A 14,912-nucleotide genomic window follows, 5' to 3' on the forward strand; every position below is an offset into this window, starting at 1 on the left:
TTCCATCCGCCTCGCCCAGGTGAGGACGCGGCGCTCCGGGGACCCCGGTCCGTAGACCGTCGGGCTGCCGTCGTGGGCGAGGCCCGGTCGGCTCAAGGGGTGTCGAAGCGGTGGGTCCCCTTGGTGGACCCCCGAGGGGCTGCCCACCGTCGGCGCCTCCCGGCAGGTCGCGATCGCATCGGGTTCGAGGACGGTCTTCATCGCCGGACAGGTCGCGTGGGACGACGGCGGGGCCACGGTCGGCGTCGGTGACCCGGCCGCGGCCGGTGCGACCTTCCGCGACGTGGCGAAACCGACCGTCCACGTCGTCGACCGGACGCCCGACAAGATGCCCCTGCTCATGGACGGAGTCGCCCGGGCTGCCGGAAGGCTTACGCCTCTTCCGGCGGGAGGGCCGGCCGTGCCGTGTACCGGCTGCGCATCGCGTCGCCCGCCGCGGGGCCCGCGGTGAAGACGTAGGCGGTGCTGTCGTCGAGTCGGCGGCCGGTTTTGGCGTCGACGACGACGGGTTCGACTTCCTCGCCGCTGTGCGCGTCGACGAGGATCATGCTGCGCTCGGTGGGCGCGAGGCGGGAGTTGCCCCACGCGGCGAGGGCGACGATCACCGGGCGCAGGGAGCGCCCGAGTTCGGTGAGTACGTACTCGTGCCGGACGGGGCCGGTCTGGTAGGGCCGGCGCTCCAGCAGCCCGTCCGTGATCAGGGTCTTCAGCCGGGTGGTGAGCATGCTGGAGGAGATGCCCAGGTTCTCCTGGAACTGGTCGAAGCGGGTGTAGCCGTCGAAGGCGTCGTGGAGGATCAGCAGGGTCCACCACTCGCCGACGTGTTCCACCGTCGTGGACAGCGGGCACTCCCGGTCCTCCAGCCTGATCCGGCTTGCCACGGCGACCATCCCCTCAGTTACTGCTAAAATCGAAGTTAGTGGCTTCTATTTTAGCAGTCGAGAGGGGGCGGCGCCTCGAACACCCGCGCCGCGCCCGGGGACGGAGCCATCGTGACCACATCCATCGGCGAATCCCTCGAAGGTCGACGCGCTCTGGTCACCGGCGGCACCAAGGGCACCGGAGCCGCGATCGCCCGGCGGCTCGCCGAGGCCGGGGCGACCGTGGTGGTCACCGCCCGCAGCCGGCCCGACGACGTCGAGGAGAAGACGTTCATCACCGCGGACCTGTCCACCGCCGAGGGCGCCGCTCACGTCGCCTCCGAGGTGGACGCCCGCGTGGGAGGTGTCGACATCCTGGTCCACACCCTCGGCGGGTCCGAGGCCCCGGCAGGAGGGTTCGCCGCGCTCGGCGAGGACGACTGGGCGCGGGAGCTGAACACCAACCTGCTGGCCGCCGTCCGCCTGGACCGCGCCCTCCTCCCACGCATGATCGCGACGGGGAAGGGCGCGGTCGTGCACGTCACCTCCATCCAGCGCCGCATGCCGCTGTGGAACGGCACCCTGGCCTACGCCGCCGCCAAGGCAGCCCTGACCACCTACAGCAAGGGCCTGGCCAACGAGGTCGCCCCGCACGGCGTCCGCGTCAACACCGTCTCGCCCGGATTCGTCCAGACCTCGGCCGCCGACCACCTCGTCGCCCGGATCGCCGACGACACCGGCATCAGCCGGGAAGCGGCGCTGGGCCGGCTCATGGACTCCCTGGGAGGCATCCCGCTCGGCCGTCCCAACCGGCCCGAGGAGGTCGCCGAGCTCGTCGCCTTCCTCGTTTCCGACCGCGCCTCGGCCATCGTCGGCGCCGAACACGTCATCGACGGCGGAACCACCCCCACCGTCTGAACCCGCCACCACCCTCAGGAGCGTCATGCACGACAACCAGCCCCGTACCATCGCCCCGGACCACCTGCCCGAGGTGATCACCCGCTACCTCACGGCGCACCGCGCCCACGACACCGCCACCGCAGCCAAGACGTTCACCGACGACGCCACGGTGATCGACGACGGCAACACCTACCAGGGCAGTGCCGCGATCGAGCAGTGGCTGGACCGATCGGCCACCGAATTCACCTACACCATCCACCTGACGAACGCCCAGCGGACCGACGCGGCCCACTACATCGCCACCCACCACCTCGAAGGCAACTTCCCCGGCGGCACCATCGATCTGCGCTACCGGTTCACGCTGCGCGACGACCTCATCGAACGCCTCGTCATCGAACCCTGAGCCCGTTCCCGCGAGTGGGCGGGACCCGGACCCTGATGATCGCCTCGATCCGCGACGGCGCCCGGCTCGACGGCGAGGCCGCCCGCTAGGCCCTGTCGTCAAAGTCCCGCCTGCCCCGCGACGCCTGGCACGCACTCTCGCCGCACCGGGCGCCAGACCAAGTACGTCCAGTACGAGGTCCTGCGCCCGGCGCGCCGAGAGCACGCACCAGACGCCGCGGGGCCGCCCTCCGGGCGACGGCGGGGCTTTGACGACAGGGCCTAGGCAGCCGTGTCCTCCGGGAAGTCCACGGGGTAGGCCTCCGAGAAGTCCGCGGACCGTCCGACGGCGCTCCACCTCTCGTCCTGCGCCAGGAGCCGCCGGTCCTGCGCGATGGAGCCCTCCGATGCCATCACGCCGAGTGCGAGGTTCGTGGGGATGTCGCGGCGCTTCGCCATCCGTACGAGGATCTCCGCGGCGCGCACCGGGTCGCCCGCCGGGCCCTCGGTGTTCTGTCGGATGCGCCGGTTGATGGCGCCGACCGTGGTGTCGTAGCCCTCGGGCACGTCGTGCACGGTCATGGAGGATCCGGCCCAGTCGGTACGGAACCCGCTCGGTTCGACGAGGAGGACTCGTACGCCGAACGGTGCGGTCTCCACGCGCAGCACCCTGCTGAAGCCGTCGATCGCGAACTTCGCCGCCTGGTAGGAGGCGATGCCGGGGGAGCCGCCGACCCGGCCGCCCATGGAGGAGAACTGGATGACCAGCCCGCCGCCCTGCTCGCGCAGCAGGGGGACGGCGGCCTTGGTGACGTTGTAGACGCCCCAGAAGTTGGTCTCGAACTGGGCGCGGAAGTCCTCGTCGTCGGTGGTCTCGATCGGGGAGACGTTGGCGTATCCGGCGTTGTTGACCAGTACGTCGATCCGTCCGAAGCGCTTCCCGGCTTCCTCCAGAGCCGCCCGCGCGGCGGCGGGGTCGGTCACGTCGAGCGCGATCGGGGCGATCCGGTCGCCGAACTCGGCGACCAGGTCGTCGAGCTGTTCCGGCCGGCGAGCGGTGGCCGCCACGGTGTCGCCAGCCTCCAGGGCGGCCCGGACGAGGGCGCGGCCGAAGCCGCGGGAGGAGCCGGTGATGAACCAGGTCTGCTGCGTGTTCTCGGGCGTGTTCTTGGTCATGTGGTTAGTGAAACACCGTTTTGTTAATAGCGCAACGTGGTTGCGTTAAGATGGTGACGTGGACACCAACGACTTCCGGCGCGCCCGGTCCCCGCAGGCCAAGCAGCAACGGGAGGCCGCCATCCTGGACGCCGCACGGGCGCTGGGCGTAGAGCACGGCATACGGCAGATCACCCTCACCGACATCGCCGCGGCCGTGGGCATGCACAAATCCGCGCTGCTGCGCTACTTCGAGACGCGGGAGCAGATCTTCCTGCGCCTGACCGCCGCCGGCTGGCAGGAATGGGCGCCGGTCCTGTGCGCCGAGACCGGCCGGGTCGCCGACGGCGACGCGGCGGGCGTGGCGGCGGCTTTCGCGCGCACCCTCGCGGCCCGCGGAATGTTCTGCGACCTGCTCGCGCAGGCGCCGTTGAACCTCGAACGCAACGTCTCGGTCGAGGCGGTCCGCGAGTTCAAACTGGTGACCCTGGACGCGGTCGCCACCATCGTCGCCGCGGTCCGCGAGCGGTTGCCGGAGCTGACCGAGGCGGACGGCGTGGACCTGATCGCCGCCGCGACGTCGATGGCCGGCACGTTCTGGAACATCGCGACGCCGGGACCCGGAGTCGCGGCCCTCTACCGCAGCGATCCGCGTCTCGCGCACGCGATCGTGGACGTGGAGCCGCGCCTGGCGCGGATCCTGGCCGCGATGCTCGAAGGGATCACCGCGCGGCGCCGACGCTGATCACGACCTCGTCGCAGGCGCGGTCGGGGACGTGCAGGACGGGGGAGTCGGGGATGCCGGGACGGACCTGGTCCCCGACGCATGGCCGCGCGGCGACCTCGGCGTGCATCCGGCCGATCGTTCCCGCGGTGGCCACGACGCGCGCTGCGGCCTTCGTTGCGGGCGGCCTCGCCCGGCGCGTCCCGGTCCGCGCCGGCTCCGGCTTGTCCGAGGGCGTCGGCGGCCTGGGGTGCGGCGCTGTCGCCGGTCGGCAGGCGTGCGGTGGCAAAGGCGTGCGCGGCGGCAAGACGTGCGCCCACGGCGGGGGTCCGGGCCTGGGTGTCGAGCATCGGCTGCACGCGGGCGAGGATCGTGTCCGCGACCGTGATGCTTCATCAGTCCGCCCGCCTCCCAGCACGTCCTCAGGGGCGAGCGCCGTACGACAGCTTCCGGAACCGGCCTCGTGACCTGTCATGGCGCCACCGACCGGACCGTACGGTCCTGCCACTGGGCATACGTGCGGGCGCGATCCGAGGTGCGGCCGTTGGTACATTTGGCCGATCATGACGCAGGTGGGAGTTCTCGGGCCGCTGGATGTCCGGGTCGGCGGGCGGCCGGTGACGGTCGGGCGCCGACATGCGCGGACCGTCCTGGGAATCCTCCTTTCGGCCCGGGGCCGAAGTGTCCCGGTCGACCGGCTCGTCGACGTGCTCTGGACGCAGCGGCCGCCCGCCAAGCCCACCACGTCTCTGCACTCCTACGTCTCCAACCTGCGCGGGATCCTGGAGCCGGACCGGCCTGCCCGAACCCCGTCCCGGATCCTCGTCAGCAGTCCGGAGGGGTACGCGCTCCGGCTTGACGACGACGCCGTGGACGCCTGGCGCTTCGAATCGGCAGTGGCCCGCGCCAGGGCGGTGTCCTGTGCCGAGGCCGGTCCGCTGCTGGACGAGGCGCTCGGTTTGTGGCGGGGAGAGGCCTACGGGGAGTGGGGACCCGGCTCGTGGGCGGGCGTGGAGATCGCGCGGCTCGACGAACTGCTGCTCATGGCACATGAGCTGGCGATGGCGAGCAGCCTCGGGGTGGGGCGGCCGCACGAGGTGGTGCCGGCCGCGGAGGCACACGTGCGCCGTCATCCGCTGCGCGAGGAGGGATGGCGGCTGCTCGCCCTGAGTCTGTGGGCGACCGGACGTCAGGGCGACGCGCTCGCGGCGCTGCGGCGTGCGGCCGCCGTGTGCGCCGAGGAACTCGGGCTGGACCTGGGGGCGCGGCTCGTCGAGCTGGAGAGGGCGATCCTCCGCGGCGACCTGGACGTCCTGTCGGCCGCCGTCCCGGCCCCCGTCACCCCGAGCACGTCCATTGCGCCGGCCGAACCGTCATCCTCGATGACCGTCCCCGTAGCTGTCGGCAGCGGAGCGGCGCCCGCTTTCCCAGCGCCCTTCGTCGGGCGGCGGCGCGAACTGGGAGTGCTGGAACAGGCGGCAGGGGCGGCCCGCGGGGGCGGAGCGGTCGCGCTGGTCGCGGGCGAAGGCGGTGCGGGGAAGACCGCCCTCCTGGCCCGTTTCGCCGATTCACTGCGGGAGCGGGGCTGGACGGTGGTGGCGGGCCGGTGTCCGGACGACGCGGGCGTCCCTGCGGCGTGGGCCTGGACGGAGGCACTGGGTGAACTGGCGCGCCTCCTCCCGCCGGAGCACGTGGGGCCGTTGTCCACGCTGATCGACCCTCTGGGCGCCGCGGTCCCGCCGCACGGCGACGCCACGGCCGGCCGCTTCAGGCTGCACACCGCACTCGCCCGGTGGCTGGCTTCGGCGGCGGCGCGCTGCCCGCTCGCCGTGATCATCGACGATGTCCACGAGGCCGACGAGGAGACGCTGGCCCTGCTGGGCCGGGCCGCCGGCGTCCAGGGCGTCCCGTTGCTGGTCGTCGCCGCCTACCGGCAGGGACATGCCGACAGCCGTCTCGCACCGACGATGGCCGCACTCGCCCGCCGTGATCCCTTCCGCGTCGTACTGACCGGACTCGACGCCACCGAAGTCCGTACGCTCGTGCGCTCGCTCTGCGGCCGGGAAGTGGGCGCCGAGGCGGTGGCCGTCCTGGCGGAACGCACCGGCGGGAACCCCTTCTTCGTCGGTGAGAGCGCCCGGCTGCTGACCGCGGGCGGCGACGACGCGGCACAGGCGGTCGCCCGCGTGCCCGACGGCATCCGCGACGTCGTACGCCAGCGGCTCGCCCGACTGCCCCGGGAAGCCGCCGATGTCGTACGGCTGGCAGCGGTCGCAGGCAGCGAAACCCATGTCGCGGTGCTGCGCGAAGCCTCCGGCCTGTCACCGACCGCGGTCGTCGGCACACTGGAGCTCTGCATCGCGGACGGACTGCTGACCGAACGGGCCCCCGGCCACGTCTCGTTCACACACCCACTGCTGCGCGACACCGTCTACGGCGACCTCACCGGACTGCGCCGCGGCCTGTTGCACGGACGACTGGCCGACACCCTCGCCCGTCTGAGACCGGACGACCTGCCCGCCCTCGCCGTCCACTTCACCCGGGCGGGCGACCCGGCGAAGGCCCGGCAGGCGGTGGCATTCGCGATGCGTGCCGCCGAACTCGCCGAGCACCGCTACGCCCACGACGTGAGCGTCGACCTGCTCCAGCAGGCCCTGGAGGCCGCCGAACTGATACCGGCCGGCGCCGACGAACGAGCCGAGCGCGCGGTCGGCCTGCTCGGCGCCCTGCTGCGTGCCCACGTCCGGGCCGGGTCCGGTGACGCGGCCATCGTCACCCGTCACCGTGCCCTCGAGGTCGCCGAACGGGCCGGTCGTGAGGACCTCGCCGTCGCCGCGTTCACGGCGTGGACCGAACCCACGCCATGGCTGACCCGGAGCCACCAGGGCGTGGACCTGCACGTGGTCGACACTCTGGACCGGCTGACCGTCAGGCCGGGCCTGGAACCCGCGGACCTCGCCCGGCTGCTGCAGGCGCGGGTGGACGAACTGCCCGAGGACACCGACGGAAGGGCCCGGGAAGCGGCCGAGCAGCAGCTCGGTCTCGCCCGCGGCGCAGGGGACCCCAACCTGCTCGCGGCCGCCCTCACCACGATGACGAAGCTGCTGCCGCACGAAACGCAGGCCGCTCGGTGCATCCCCGTCGTCGCCGAGTTGCGGGCACTGACCAAGAGGCACGACCTGCCCGCCCACCGGTGGGTGTGCGAGCAGGTGGACGCGATGATCTCCGCCATCGGCAACGATGCGGAAGCCGTCGAGCGCCACGCCCGCCTGGGCCTGGCCGTCGCACGCCGGTACCGCATGCCGGAGGCCGAGGCGGCCAGCCTCTCCACGCTGGCCATGCTCGCCCACGCCCGGGGCCACTTCGCGCAGGCGGAGGACCTGTACGGGCAGGTCCGGGAACGGCTGATCCGGCACAACGCCCCGCGCGCCGCCGACCTCCATGCCCGGGGCCTGATCACGATCCGGCTGAGCCAGGGCCGGGTCGCGGAGATCGAACCGCTGGCCCGTACGGTGGCCGCCGCCTGGGGTACACGCGGCGGGGAAGCACTCGCGCTGGTCCTCGCTCTCCAGGGCAGGCTGGAGGAGGCACGCGCGATCCGTTTCGATCCGCATCCCGTGGAGGACCACTTCTACGGGGTACGCCTCGGAGCCCGCGCCCGACTGGCTTGTCTCCTCGGCGACACCGAGGCGGCAGCCGCGCTCGTCCCCCTGCTGCAGGCCGTGCGGAACCAGCTCGGTTCGGCCGCCACCACCGCCTTCTGCACCCGCCCCCTGGCCCTCGCGCTGGGCGAGCTGCACGCTCTGCTCGGTGACGTGGCCGCCGCGCGATCGGCCTTCCGGGAAGGCGGCGAAGTGGCCGCGATGTGGGGGTCGGAGTACGGCGAAGCGGCTGCCGCGGAAGGCCTCAGATCGCTGGCGCAGGCTCACGCGGTCTGACCGGACCAGGAGCTGGGCAATCCCCGGGCGGGGCGGCCGGGGCTGATGCCAAGCGGATGCCCAGCCGATGCCAATGCCCGAGTGCCAGCATGGTGATCAACACGGAGTCGGCTCTGCCGGGCACCCCTTGTGGACAGTTCCCGGCGGCATCGCCGGCGGCCGAAGGCCCGGCACGCTCCCGCGCCGCTCCGTATCCCCGTCTCAAGGAGAGTTCCACCATGGCCCTCATCTGCGGTCACGACGCGCCTGCCTACGGCCTGCCCCTGTGCGAGCACATCCGGTCCGCCACCGCGGTCCCGCTCGACTACTACGTCCACTACACCGGTCGGGGCGTGGAGCGGCAGCGCATCTGTGGAATCTGCCGCAACGAGGCCGCCACGGCGGTGGCCGCGGCGGTGTGCGAAGACTGTTTCGACGCGACCGAGGGCTGCCCCACCGGCGTGGTCGGTCTCCCGCAGACCATCGACGCGTCCCGGCCGGTTCCGGGCATGGTGCAGACCACGCAGTTGCCCGCCGAGGCCGGCCCGGTGTCGGACATCGCGCCGACGGAGCACGGTTTCCTGCTCCTGTGCGACGACGGGCGAATCCTGCGCTGGGACACGGACTCCGGCACCTGTACCGAGGCCGCCCGCACCACGGTCACCGTGCCGGCCGACGCCAGGCCCTGGGTCGGGCGTGAACAGGCCCTGCGGCTGCACGCCTCCCGCGACGGTGCCTTCGCCGCCGTCGTCGTCGACCACGGACGCACGGGAGAGGTCGTCGACCTGTCCACCGGAGCCGTCACCCTCTCCCTGGAGAACGACGGGTACTACAGCCACACCGTGCCGTTCTCCCTGGCGTTCACCGAGCACGCCGGACGCACCGTGGTCCTGTACCGGAGGAAGTGGAGGGTCGTCGAGGCCGCGGACGCGGCGACGGGCGCCCAGGTGACCCGGATACCGATGGTGGAACCCCACACGGCCTGGGCGGGCTACTTCCACGGGGCGCTGCACGTCAGCCCCGCGGGCACCAGGATCGCGTCGGACGCCTGGTGGTGGCAGCCCGTCGGCCGGCCCTTCGCCTGGACCCTGGAGCGGTGGCTCACCGACGGCGAAGGCGCCTGGACCGAGGGCACCGACCGGTGGGAGCTGCCGAGGTGCGAAGACCACTGGAACCGTCCGGTCGTCTGGCTCGACGAGGAGCACCTCGTCCTCGGAGGTCTGGGCGACGACGGGCAGGAGATGGTCCCGGGTGCCCGGGTCTTCCTCCTCGGCCGCGAGTCCGGCGAGAGCACCGTCGAGGAAGTCGCGACGTTCGGCGGACCGGACGGCCGCTTCTTCGCCGCGAACGGCCTGCTGTTCTCCTCCTCACAGGCCGGCCTGGAGATCTGGGACCCGGCCGGCGGCTCCCGCCTGGGCACGCTCGCCGGTTTCCGGCCCACCCATCACGACCTGGCCCGCGGCGAACTCGTCGAACTCTCCGCCGTCGGACTGCGGCGCTGGAGCACGGCCCATGCCGCACGCTGACACCCCCGCCCCGGTGCCGCGACGGCCCAGGGCCCGCCGCCGCTGGGGGGCTCCTCGGATCCCGGCACGCAGCATCACCCGCGAGCACATGGACGCCCTCCACGACTTCCTGCTCCGGCGCACCGCCTACCTCCTCGAAGCCCACCCACCCGGCACCGAGGAACACCGGATGGCCGACACCCTGCACCGGGCCGTCGACCAGACCTGGGCGGAGCTGCAGGACTGCTACGACTTCTACCACCGGGGCGACGCCGACATGGAGATCGAACTCGCCGAGACCTGGAACAGCCTGCGCATGTTCGGCATCTCCTGGATGCGGGCCCCGGACTACGACGAGCGCCTCTGGCCCCCGGCCGCATACGAAAACCTCCTCATCACCTCCCTCCCCACCGAACACTGAGATCACCCCCGACCGCCGATCCGTCCATCCCGGAGCATCCATGCAGTCCCGTTCCCTGCCCTCCCACCGCATTCCCGGCGCATGCGCCGCAGCCTTCGCCGCCGTCCTCATCGCGACGGCGCCCGCCCGGGCCAATCCCGTACCGAACCACGACTACGCATTCGACATCCGCCCGCTCCACACCTCCGGCAAGTGCCTGGAGGTCGCGGACGACCGCACCGACAACGGGGCGCCCGTCCGGCTCTGGAGCTGCTCCGGCCGGCCGAACCAGCAATGGAGGATGTCCCTGGACCGCACCTTCCCGGGCCGCTACTTCATCAGCAACGTCCACAGCGGCAAATGCCTGCAGATCGGATTCCTGTCGCGGGTCAACGGATCCAGCGTCAACCAGTGGGACTGCAACGGGAACCCGAACGAACGCTGGAGCCGGACCGACCGGAACCCGGACCCGATCGCGGCGGAACGGCTGAACCAGGGCCCGGCCCTGTGCCTCGACGTCGCCGACCGGCGGACCGATGACGGTGCACCGGTCCAGGTCTGGTCCTGCCACGGCGCCGCGAACCAGCAATGGGTGTGGAACCTCAAGCTGTAGCCGTCCCCACGGATTTTCGCGTACGACGGTTCCAGTGCGCTTCAGCCGGATCCGCCCAGCACGATCTTCCACACCCGGGTCGCCACCTGGAGGTTGAGCCGGTCCTCGACGTTCCCGAGGTCGTTGCCGCTGATGTCACGGATGCGCTTGAGTCGGTAGCGCAGCGTGCTGCGGTGGATCGCGAGGGATTCGGCGGTCTCGTCGTAGTTGCCGCCGCAGTCGAAGTACCGGGACAGGGTCTCCACCATGGCCGCGTGGTGCCGGGAGTCGTAGTCGATGAGCTGCCCGAGCCAGTCGTGGACGAACGTTTCCAGCTCCTCGTAATCGTTGCCGGGTCCCAGGACGCGGTAGAGGCCGAGTTCGTCGAAGAACGTCGTGCCGTAACGCTCTTTGGAGTGGCGGCGCACTTCCAGGGCGCGCCGCGCCTCCTGGTAGCGGTGGGGGATGGCGTCCAGGGATTCGCACGGGGCGCTCACGCCGATCGTCCCGGACCGTGTCCCGGTCTCCCGGGCGAGCGCCTCGTAAAGCGCGCTGGCGTCCGGCCTGTCGTCCGCGACCAGGACCACGTGGTCGGAACGTCGGGTCAGCAGCGAGCGCATGCCCACGGCGGCAGCCGCCCGGCCCACGGTCTGCGCGAAGGAATCGTCCGCGGTCCGGTCCGACCACTGCACCACGGTGACGTAGTTCGTGCGGTGCAGGTCGTGCCCGACCGCCTCGGACCGGGCGTAGGCGCTCGCCTCGTCCGTTCCCGCGAGGAGGTCGTCGACCAGTGCGCCGTGCAGCCTCAGCTCCATTTCGGCCAGGTTGCGCAGGTGCGCGAGTTCCAGGGCGAGCGACGTGGCGGCGTGTTCCAGCGCGAGTACGGTGTGCTCGTCCGCCTCGCCCCGGGCATCGGCCAGGGCGAGAACGCCCAGGATCTCGCCGTGCGGGCGGATCAGGGTGACCAGCCGGTCCTTCATCCGCACCGGCCCGGCTTCCCGGGCGATGGCGTGCAGCATTTCTCCCTGGCGCACGGGGTCCGGTTCCGGATACGGGTCGGGGCGGTCGGGGCCGGTCCAGGACCTCAGCCGACCGAAGCGGTCCTCGACCAGCGCCGGGAGCCCGGTGAGCTCGTGCAGTGCGCGGGTGACGGCTTCCTCGCCGCCGCCCGAGGCGGCGACGTCGGCCATGAGCGCGTGAACGGCCCGCTGGTATCCGAGCTCGGCCGCGACGGAGACCAGCTGCTCCTGGAGGGCTGTCCGCTCCTCCCGCAGCAGCTGCAGCTCCAGCGCGTCCTCGCGCCGGCGGCGGTGTGTGGACGCGACCGACAGAGCCGCAGCGGTCTGCCGGACGAGCGTGGAGAGCAGGGAGCGTTCGGCTTCGCTGGGCCGGGAGCCGGACGTCACCACCAGGTAGCCGTGGAGTCCCTCCTGCGCGCGTAGCCCCAGAGCCCGGCCCCACGGCCGGCCGGGTACCGCGACGGATCCGTCCTGCCCGGTCAGCTCCCGCACCCTCCGGTCCACGGCCGAGGCGTGGACACGCCGCATGCCCCTGGGACAGCGAACCAGGTCGGCGTCCACCCTGAGATATCCGGCCTCGGCGCTGTACGGCCCTGCGGCAGCTACGTGGTCCATGGCCAGGCGCAGGATCTCGCCTTCGTCCCGGGTGTCGAACAGGGCGCTGAACAGCATCATCAGCTCGTGCGGCCGACTGCCGGTCATGGGATCAGTCCGTTCCTCGGCAGTGTCCCCTCTCGGGTGGCTCTCCTGACAAACCTACCCAGAATGGTCGGAGTATTCGTGTCGTGCTCGCAGGGCGACGGGCCCGGTGGTTCTTTGACCTGCCAGGCCCAGGCTTTCGTCCTGCTCGGTGCGCGAGTGTGGGACGTACCCGAACGACCAGATCCGCAGTGCCGGCGCATGCCGTCGCACCGGGAGGAGTGGAGGAGTCCCTCATGGCGAAGGCAGTGGGCATTGACCTGGGCACCACGAACTCGGTGATCGCCGTGTGGGAGGGTGGCGAACCCTCCGTCGTGCCCAACAGCGAGGGCAACCGTACGACACCGTCCGTGGTGGCCTTCACCGATACCGGCGAACGCCTGGTGGGCCAGCTGGCCCGGCGCCAGGCGATCCTCAACCCCAAGGGGACCATCTACTCGGCCAAGCGGTTCGTCGGCCGGCATTTCGACGAGATCTCCGACGAGGCCAGGGCAGTGGCCTACGACGTCGTCGAGGGCGACGGCGGCGCGGCACGCTTCAAGGTGCGCGACAAGCTGTACGCGCCCGAGGAGATCAGCGCCCAGGTGCTGCGCAAACTCGCCGACGACGCCTCCAAGCAGCTGGGGGAGCGGGTCACGGAGGCGGTCATCACGGTGCCCGCCTACTTCAACGACGCCCAGCGCACCGCCACCAAGGACGCCGGTCGGATCGCGGGACTGGAAGTGCTGCGGATCATCAACGAGCCCACCGCGGCGGCCCTCGCGTACGGCATGGACAAGAAGCAGCACGAGACCGTCCTCGTCTTCGACCTGGGCGGCGGCACCTTCGACGTGAGCATCCTCGACGTCGGCGACGGCGTGGTGGAGGTGCGGTCCACAGCGGGTGACAGCCACCTGGGCGGCGACGACTTCGACCGGCGTCTGGTGGACCACCTCGCTGACGACTTCCAGAAGGACAACGGCATCGATCTGCGCAAGGACCCGCAGGCCCTGCAACGCCTCTTCGAAGCGGCGGAGAAGGCCAAGACCGAGCTGAGTTCGGTGACGCAGACGCAGGTCAGCCTGCCGTTCGTCACGGCCGACGCCTCAGGCCCCAAGCACCTCACCGACTCGGTCATGCGGTCCACGTTCGAGCAGATCACCGGCGACCTGGTGGAGCGGTGCCTGGGACCGGTCCGGCAGGCCATGGCCGACGCCAAGGTCGGCGAGAGCGACATCGACGAGGTGATCCTCGTCGGCGGTTCCACCCGCATCCCCGCCGTCCAGGCCCTCGTGCGCCGGCTGACCGGCGGCAAGGAGCCCAACATGAGCGTCAACCCCGACGAGGTCGTGGCCCTGGGGGCCGCGATCCAGGCCGGGGTGCTCAAGGGCGAGGTCAAGGACGTCCTGCTGCTCGATGTGACACCCCTGTCGCTGGGTGTCGAGACGCGTGGCGGGGTGATGACGAAGATCATCGAGCGGAACACCACCATCCCGGTGCGCCGCTCCGAGACCTTCTCCACAGCCGAGGACAACCAGCCGGCGGTCGACGTGGTGGTCCTCCAGGGCGAGCGCGAGCGGGCCGCGGACAACCGGGTGCTCGGCCGGTTCCAGCTCACCGACATCCGGCAGGCGCCGCGGGGCGAACCGCAGATCGAGGTCACCTTCGACGTCGACGCCAACGGCATCCTCGAGGTCAAGGCCCGGGACCGGGACACCGGAAAGGAACAGGGCATCACCATCAGCGAGAGCTCCAACCTGGACCGCAGCGAGGTCGAACGCATGGTCCAGGAGGCCGAGAGCAACCGGGGCCAGGACCAGGCGCTGCGCGAGGCCGTCGACGCCCGCAACGAGCTCGACGCCGTCGCGTACCAGGTGGAGAAGCGCCTCGCCGAGCTGGGCGACGCCGCACCCGCGCACGAGAAGGCACGCGCCGAGATGCTCGTGTCGGATGCCCGGGCGGCGGTCAAGGAGGAGGCGGGCGCGGAGCGGGTGCGGCCCCTGACCTCCGAACTCCAGCAGGTGCTGGCAGGCCTGGTGGCGCATCAGGGCAGTGCCGCCACGGGCGGTCCGGGCCAGGACACCACCGGGGACGGCGCGACCGGCGGTGGCGGTGACGACGACGTCATCGACGCCGAGTTCGACAAGACCTGAGGACCCGCCATGCCGATCCACCCCAGGAAACCCGACCCGGCAGTGCAGGATCAGGCCGACCCGGCCCCGGAGGGCGCCGAACGCCCTCCCCGCCGCGATCTTCCGCCCTCGGACCCGCCGGCAGGGCCGGGGTCCGCCACGGACGGGGAACCCGGCTCCGACGCGACCGGCGGCCCCGCACCGTCCGAGGACGAGCACGCGGCCGCGATCCGGGAGCTGGAGGACCGCTGGCGGCGCGCACTCGCCGACCTCGACAACCTGCGCAAGCGTCATGTCAGGGAGCTGGAGCGGGAGCGGGCGGTCGAGCGTTCCCGGACGGCCGCCGCCTTCCTGCCCGTGCTGGACAACCTCGAACTCGCCCTGACCCATGCCGGAGCGGACTCCGGCCCGATCGTGGAGGGCGTACGGGCCGTACGCGATCAGGCGGTGAACGTCCTCGAACTGCTCGGCTACCCGCGGCACGCGGAGACCGGCGTCGCCTTCGACCCGGCCCGGCACGAGGTGGTCGCCGTCGTCCAGGACCCCGACGCGGAACCGGGCACGGTCGTCGAGGTGCTGCGCCCGGGCTTCGGAGACGGCGAACGGCAGCTCAGGCCCGCCGCCGTGACCGTCGCGAAACGGGAGTGAC

Annotated in this window: 14 protein-coding genes; 10 read left to right on the plus strand and 4 right to left on the minus strand. The window is 71.8% G+C overall.

The window, feature by feature from the left end; translation table 11 throughout:
• Positions 1–139: 139 nt before the first annotated feature.
• Positions 140–451 carry a hypothetical protein gene (locus tag ACFVXK_RS02430; RefSeq protein WP_389609728.1) on the plus strand — a complete coding sequence of 104 codons (312 nt, stop codon included), beginning with the start codon at positions 140–142 and terminating at the stop codon, positions 449–451.
• Here ACFVXK_RS02430 and ACFVXK_RS02435 read toward each other — a convergent pair.
• Positions 372–890: a winged helix-turn-helix transcriptional regulator gene (locus ACFVXK_RS02435; protein WP_389609604.1), complete on the minus strand. Its 519-nt coding sequence runs from the start codon at positions 888–890 to the stop codon at positions 372–374. The genes ACFVXK_RS02430 and ACFVXK_RS02435 overlap by 80 nt on opposite strands.
• A gap of 102 nt (positions 891–992) precedes the next feature.
• Here ACFVXK_RS02435 and ACFVXK_RS02440 point away from each other — a divergent pair, with 102 nt between their 5' ends.
• Entirely contained in the window at positions 993–1,778 is a 786-nt protein-coding gene (locus tag ACFVXK_RS02440; RefSeq protein WP_389609606.1) for an SDR family oxidoreductase, read from the plus strand.
• Between the two features lie 25 nt (positions 1,779–1,803).
• On the plus strand, positions 1,804–2,163 hold the full coding sequence (locus ACFVXK_RS02445) for a nuclear transport factor 2 family protein (RefSeq protein WP_389609608.1): 360 nt from the start codon (positions 1,804–1,806) through the stop codon (positions 2,161–2,163).
• 260 nt (positions 2,164–2,423) lie between these two features.
• Here the strand turns inward: ACFVXK_RS02445 and ACFVXK_RS02450 are convergent, their stop codons facing one another.
• Positions 2,424–3,317, minus strand: coding sequence for an SDR family NAD(P)-dependent oxidoreductase (locus tag ACFVXK_RS02450; RefSeq protein ID WP_389609610.1), 894 nt, complete (start codon positions 3,315–3,317; stop codon positions 2,424–2,426).
• A 58-nt stretch (positions 3,318–3,375) separates the two neighbouring features.
• Here ACFVXK_RS02450 and ACFVXK_RS02455 point away from each other — a divergent pair, with 58 nt between their 5' ends.
• The gene (locus ACFVXK_RS02455) at positions 3,376–4,041 is read left to right on the plus strand and encodes a TetR family transcriptional regulator (RefSeq protein ID WP_389609612.1); all 666 of its coding nucleotides are present in this window, start codon (positions 3,376–3,378) and stop codon (positions 4,039–4,041) included.
• On the opposite strand, the gene ACFVXK_RS02460 is transcribed toward ACFVXK_RS02455, so the two are convergent.
• On the minus strand, positions 4,019–4,177 hold the full coding sequence (locus ACFVXK_RS02460) for a hypothetical protein (protein WP_389609613.1): 159 nt from the start codon (positions 4,175–4,177) through the stop codon (positions 4,019–4,021). The genes ACFVXK_RS02455 and ACFVXK_RS02460 overlap by 23 nt on opposite strands.
• 550 nt (positions 4,178–4,727) lie before the next feature.
• On the opposite strand from ACFVXK_RS02460, the gene ACFVXK_RS02465 reads away from it, so the two are divergent.
• From ACFVXK_RS02465 to ACFVXK_RS02480, 4 genes are all read left to right on the plus strand, one after another.
• Entirely contained in the window at positions 4,728–7,958 is a 3,231-nt protein-coding gene (locus tag ACFVXK_RS02465) for an ATP-binding protein (RefSeq protein ID WP_389609615.1), read from the plus strand.
• 218 nt (positions 7,959–8,176) lie between these two features.
• The gene (locus tag ACFVXK_RS02470; RefSeq protein WP_389609617.1) at positions 8,177–9,463 is read left to right on the plus strand and encodes a hypothetical protein; all 1,287 of its coding nucleotides are present in this window, start codon (positions 8,177–8,179) and stop codon (positions 9,461–9,463) included.
• Positions 9,450–9,863 carry a hypothetical protein gene (locus ACFVXK_RS02475; protein WP_389609618.1) on the plus strand — a complete coding sequence of 138 codons (414 nt, stop codon included), beginning with the start codon at positions 9,450–9,452 and terminating at the stop codon, positions 9,861–9,863. The genes ACFVXK_RS02470 and ACFVXK_RS02475 overlap by 14 nt, the downstream gene beginning before the upstream one ends.
• Positions 9,864–9,903: 40 nt before the next feature.
• The gene (locus ACFVXK_RS02480) at positions 9,904–10,455 is read left to right on the plus strand and encodes an RICIN domain-containing protein (RefSeq protein WP_389609620.1); all 552 of its coding nucleotides are present in this window, start codon (positions 9,904–9,906) and stop codon (positions 10,453–10,455) included.
• Positions 10,456–10,496: 41 nt separating this feature from the next.
• Here ACFVXK_RS02480 and ACFVXK_RS02485 read toward each other — a convergent pair whose 3' ends face one another.
• Complete coding sequence (locus tag ACFVXK_RS02485; RefSeq protein WP_389609622.1) at positions 10,497–12,155, minus strand: PucR family transcriptional regulator; 1,659 nt, start codon at positions 12,153–12,155, stop codon at positions 10,497–10,499.
• A gap of 233 nt (positions 12,156–12,388) precedes the next feature.
• Here ACFVXK_RS02485 and dnaK point away from each other — a divergent pair, with 233 nt between their 5' ends.
• Positions 12,389–14,284, plus strand: a complete 1,896-nt coding sequence (gene dnaK, locus ACFVXK_RS02490) for a molecular chaperone DnaK (RefSeq protein ID WP_389609624.1) — start codon at positions 12,389–12,391, stop codon at positions 14,282–14,284.
• Between the two features lie 9 nt (positions 14,285–14,293).
• The gene (locus ACFVXK_RS02495) at positions 14,294–14,911 is read left to right on the plus strand and encodes a nucleotide exchange factor GrpE (RefSeq protein WP_389609625.1); all 618 of its coding nucleotides are present in this window, start codon (positions 14,294–14,296) and stop codon (positions 14,909–14,911) included.
• Position 14,912: the final 1 nt, after the last annotated feature.

The sequence above is a fragment of the Streptomyces sp. NPDC058157 genome (genome assembly GCF_042884105.1).
Taxonomy (GTDB): Bacteria; Actinomycetota; Actinomycetes; order Streptomycetales; family Streptomycetaceae; genus Streptomyces.

What these genes read in the sequence shown, in the direction of transcription:
- ACFVXK_RS02435 (WP_389609604.1), bottom strand. Translation starts at nt 890, where the DNA reads ATGGTCGCCGTGGCAAGCCGGATCAGGCTGGAGGACCGGGAGTGCCCG.
- ACFVXK_RS02445 (WP_389609608.1), top strand. Translation starts at nt 1,804, where the DNA reads ATGCACGACAACCAGCCCCGTACCATCGCCCCGGACCACCTGCCCGAG.
- ACFVXK_RS02450 (WP_389609610.1), bottom strand. Translation starts at nt 3,317, where the DNA reads ATGACCAAGAACACGCCCGAGAACACGCAGCAGACCTGGTTCATCACC.
- ACFVXK_RS02470 (WP_389609617.1), top strand. Translation starts at nt 8,177, where the DNA reads ATGGCCCTCATCTGCGGTCACGACGCGCCTGCCTACGGCCTGCCCCTG.
- ACFVXK_RS02475 (WP_389609618.1), top strand. Translation starts at nt 9,450, where the DNA reads ATGCCGCACGCTGACACCCCCGCCCCGGTGCCGCGACGGCCCAGGGCC.
- ACFVXK_RS02480 (WP_389609620.1), top strand. Translation starts at nt 9,904, where the DNA reads ATGCAGTCCCGTTCCCTGCCCTCCCACCGCATTCCCGGCGCATGCGCC.
- ACFVXK_RS02485 (WP_389609622.1), bottom strand. Translation starts at nt 12,155, where the DNA reads ATGACCGGCAGTCGGCCGCACGAGCTGATGATGCTGTTCAGCGCCCTG.
- dnaK (WP_389609624.1), top strand. Translation starts at nt 12,389, where the DNA reads ATGGCGAAGGCAGTGGGCATTGACCTGGGCACCACGAACTCGGTGATC.
- ACFVXK_RS02495 (WP_389609625.1), top strand. Translation starts at nt 14,294, where the DNA reads ATGCCGATCCACCCCAGGAAACCCGACCCGGCAGTGCAGGATCAGGCC.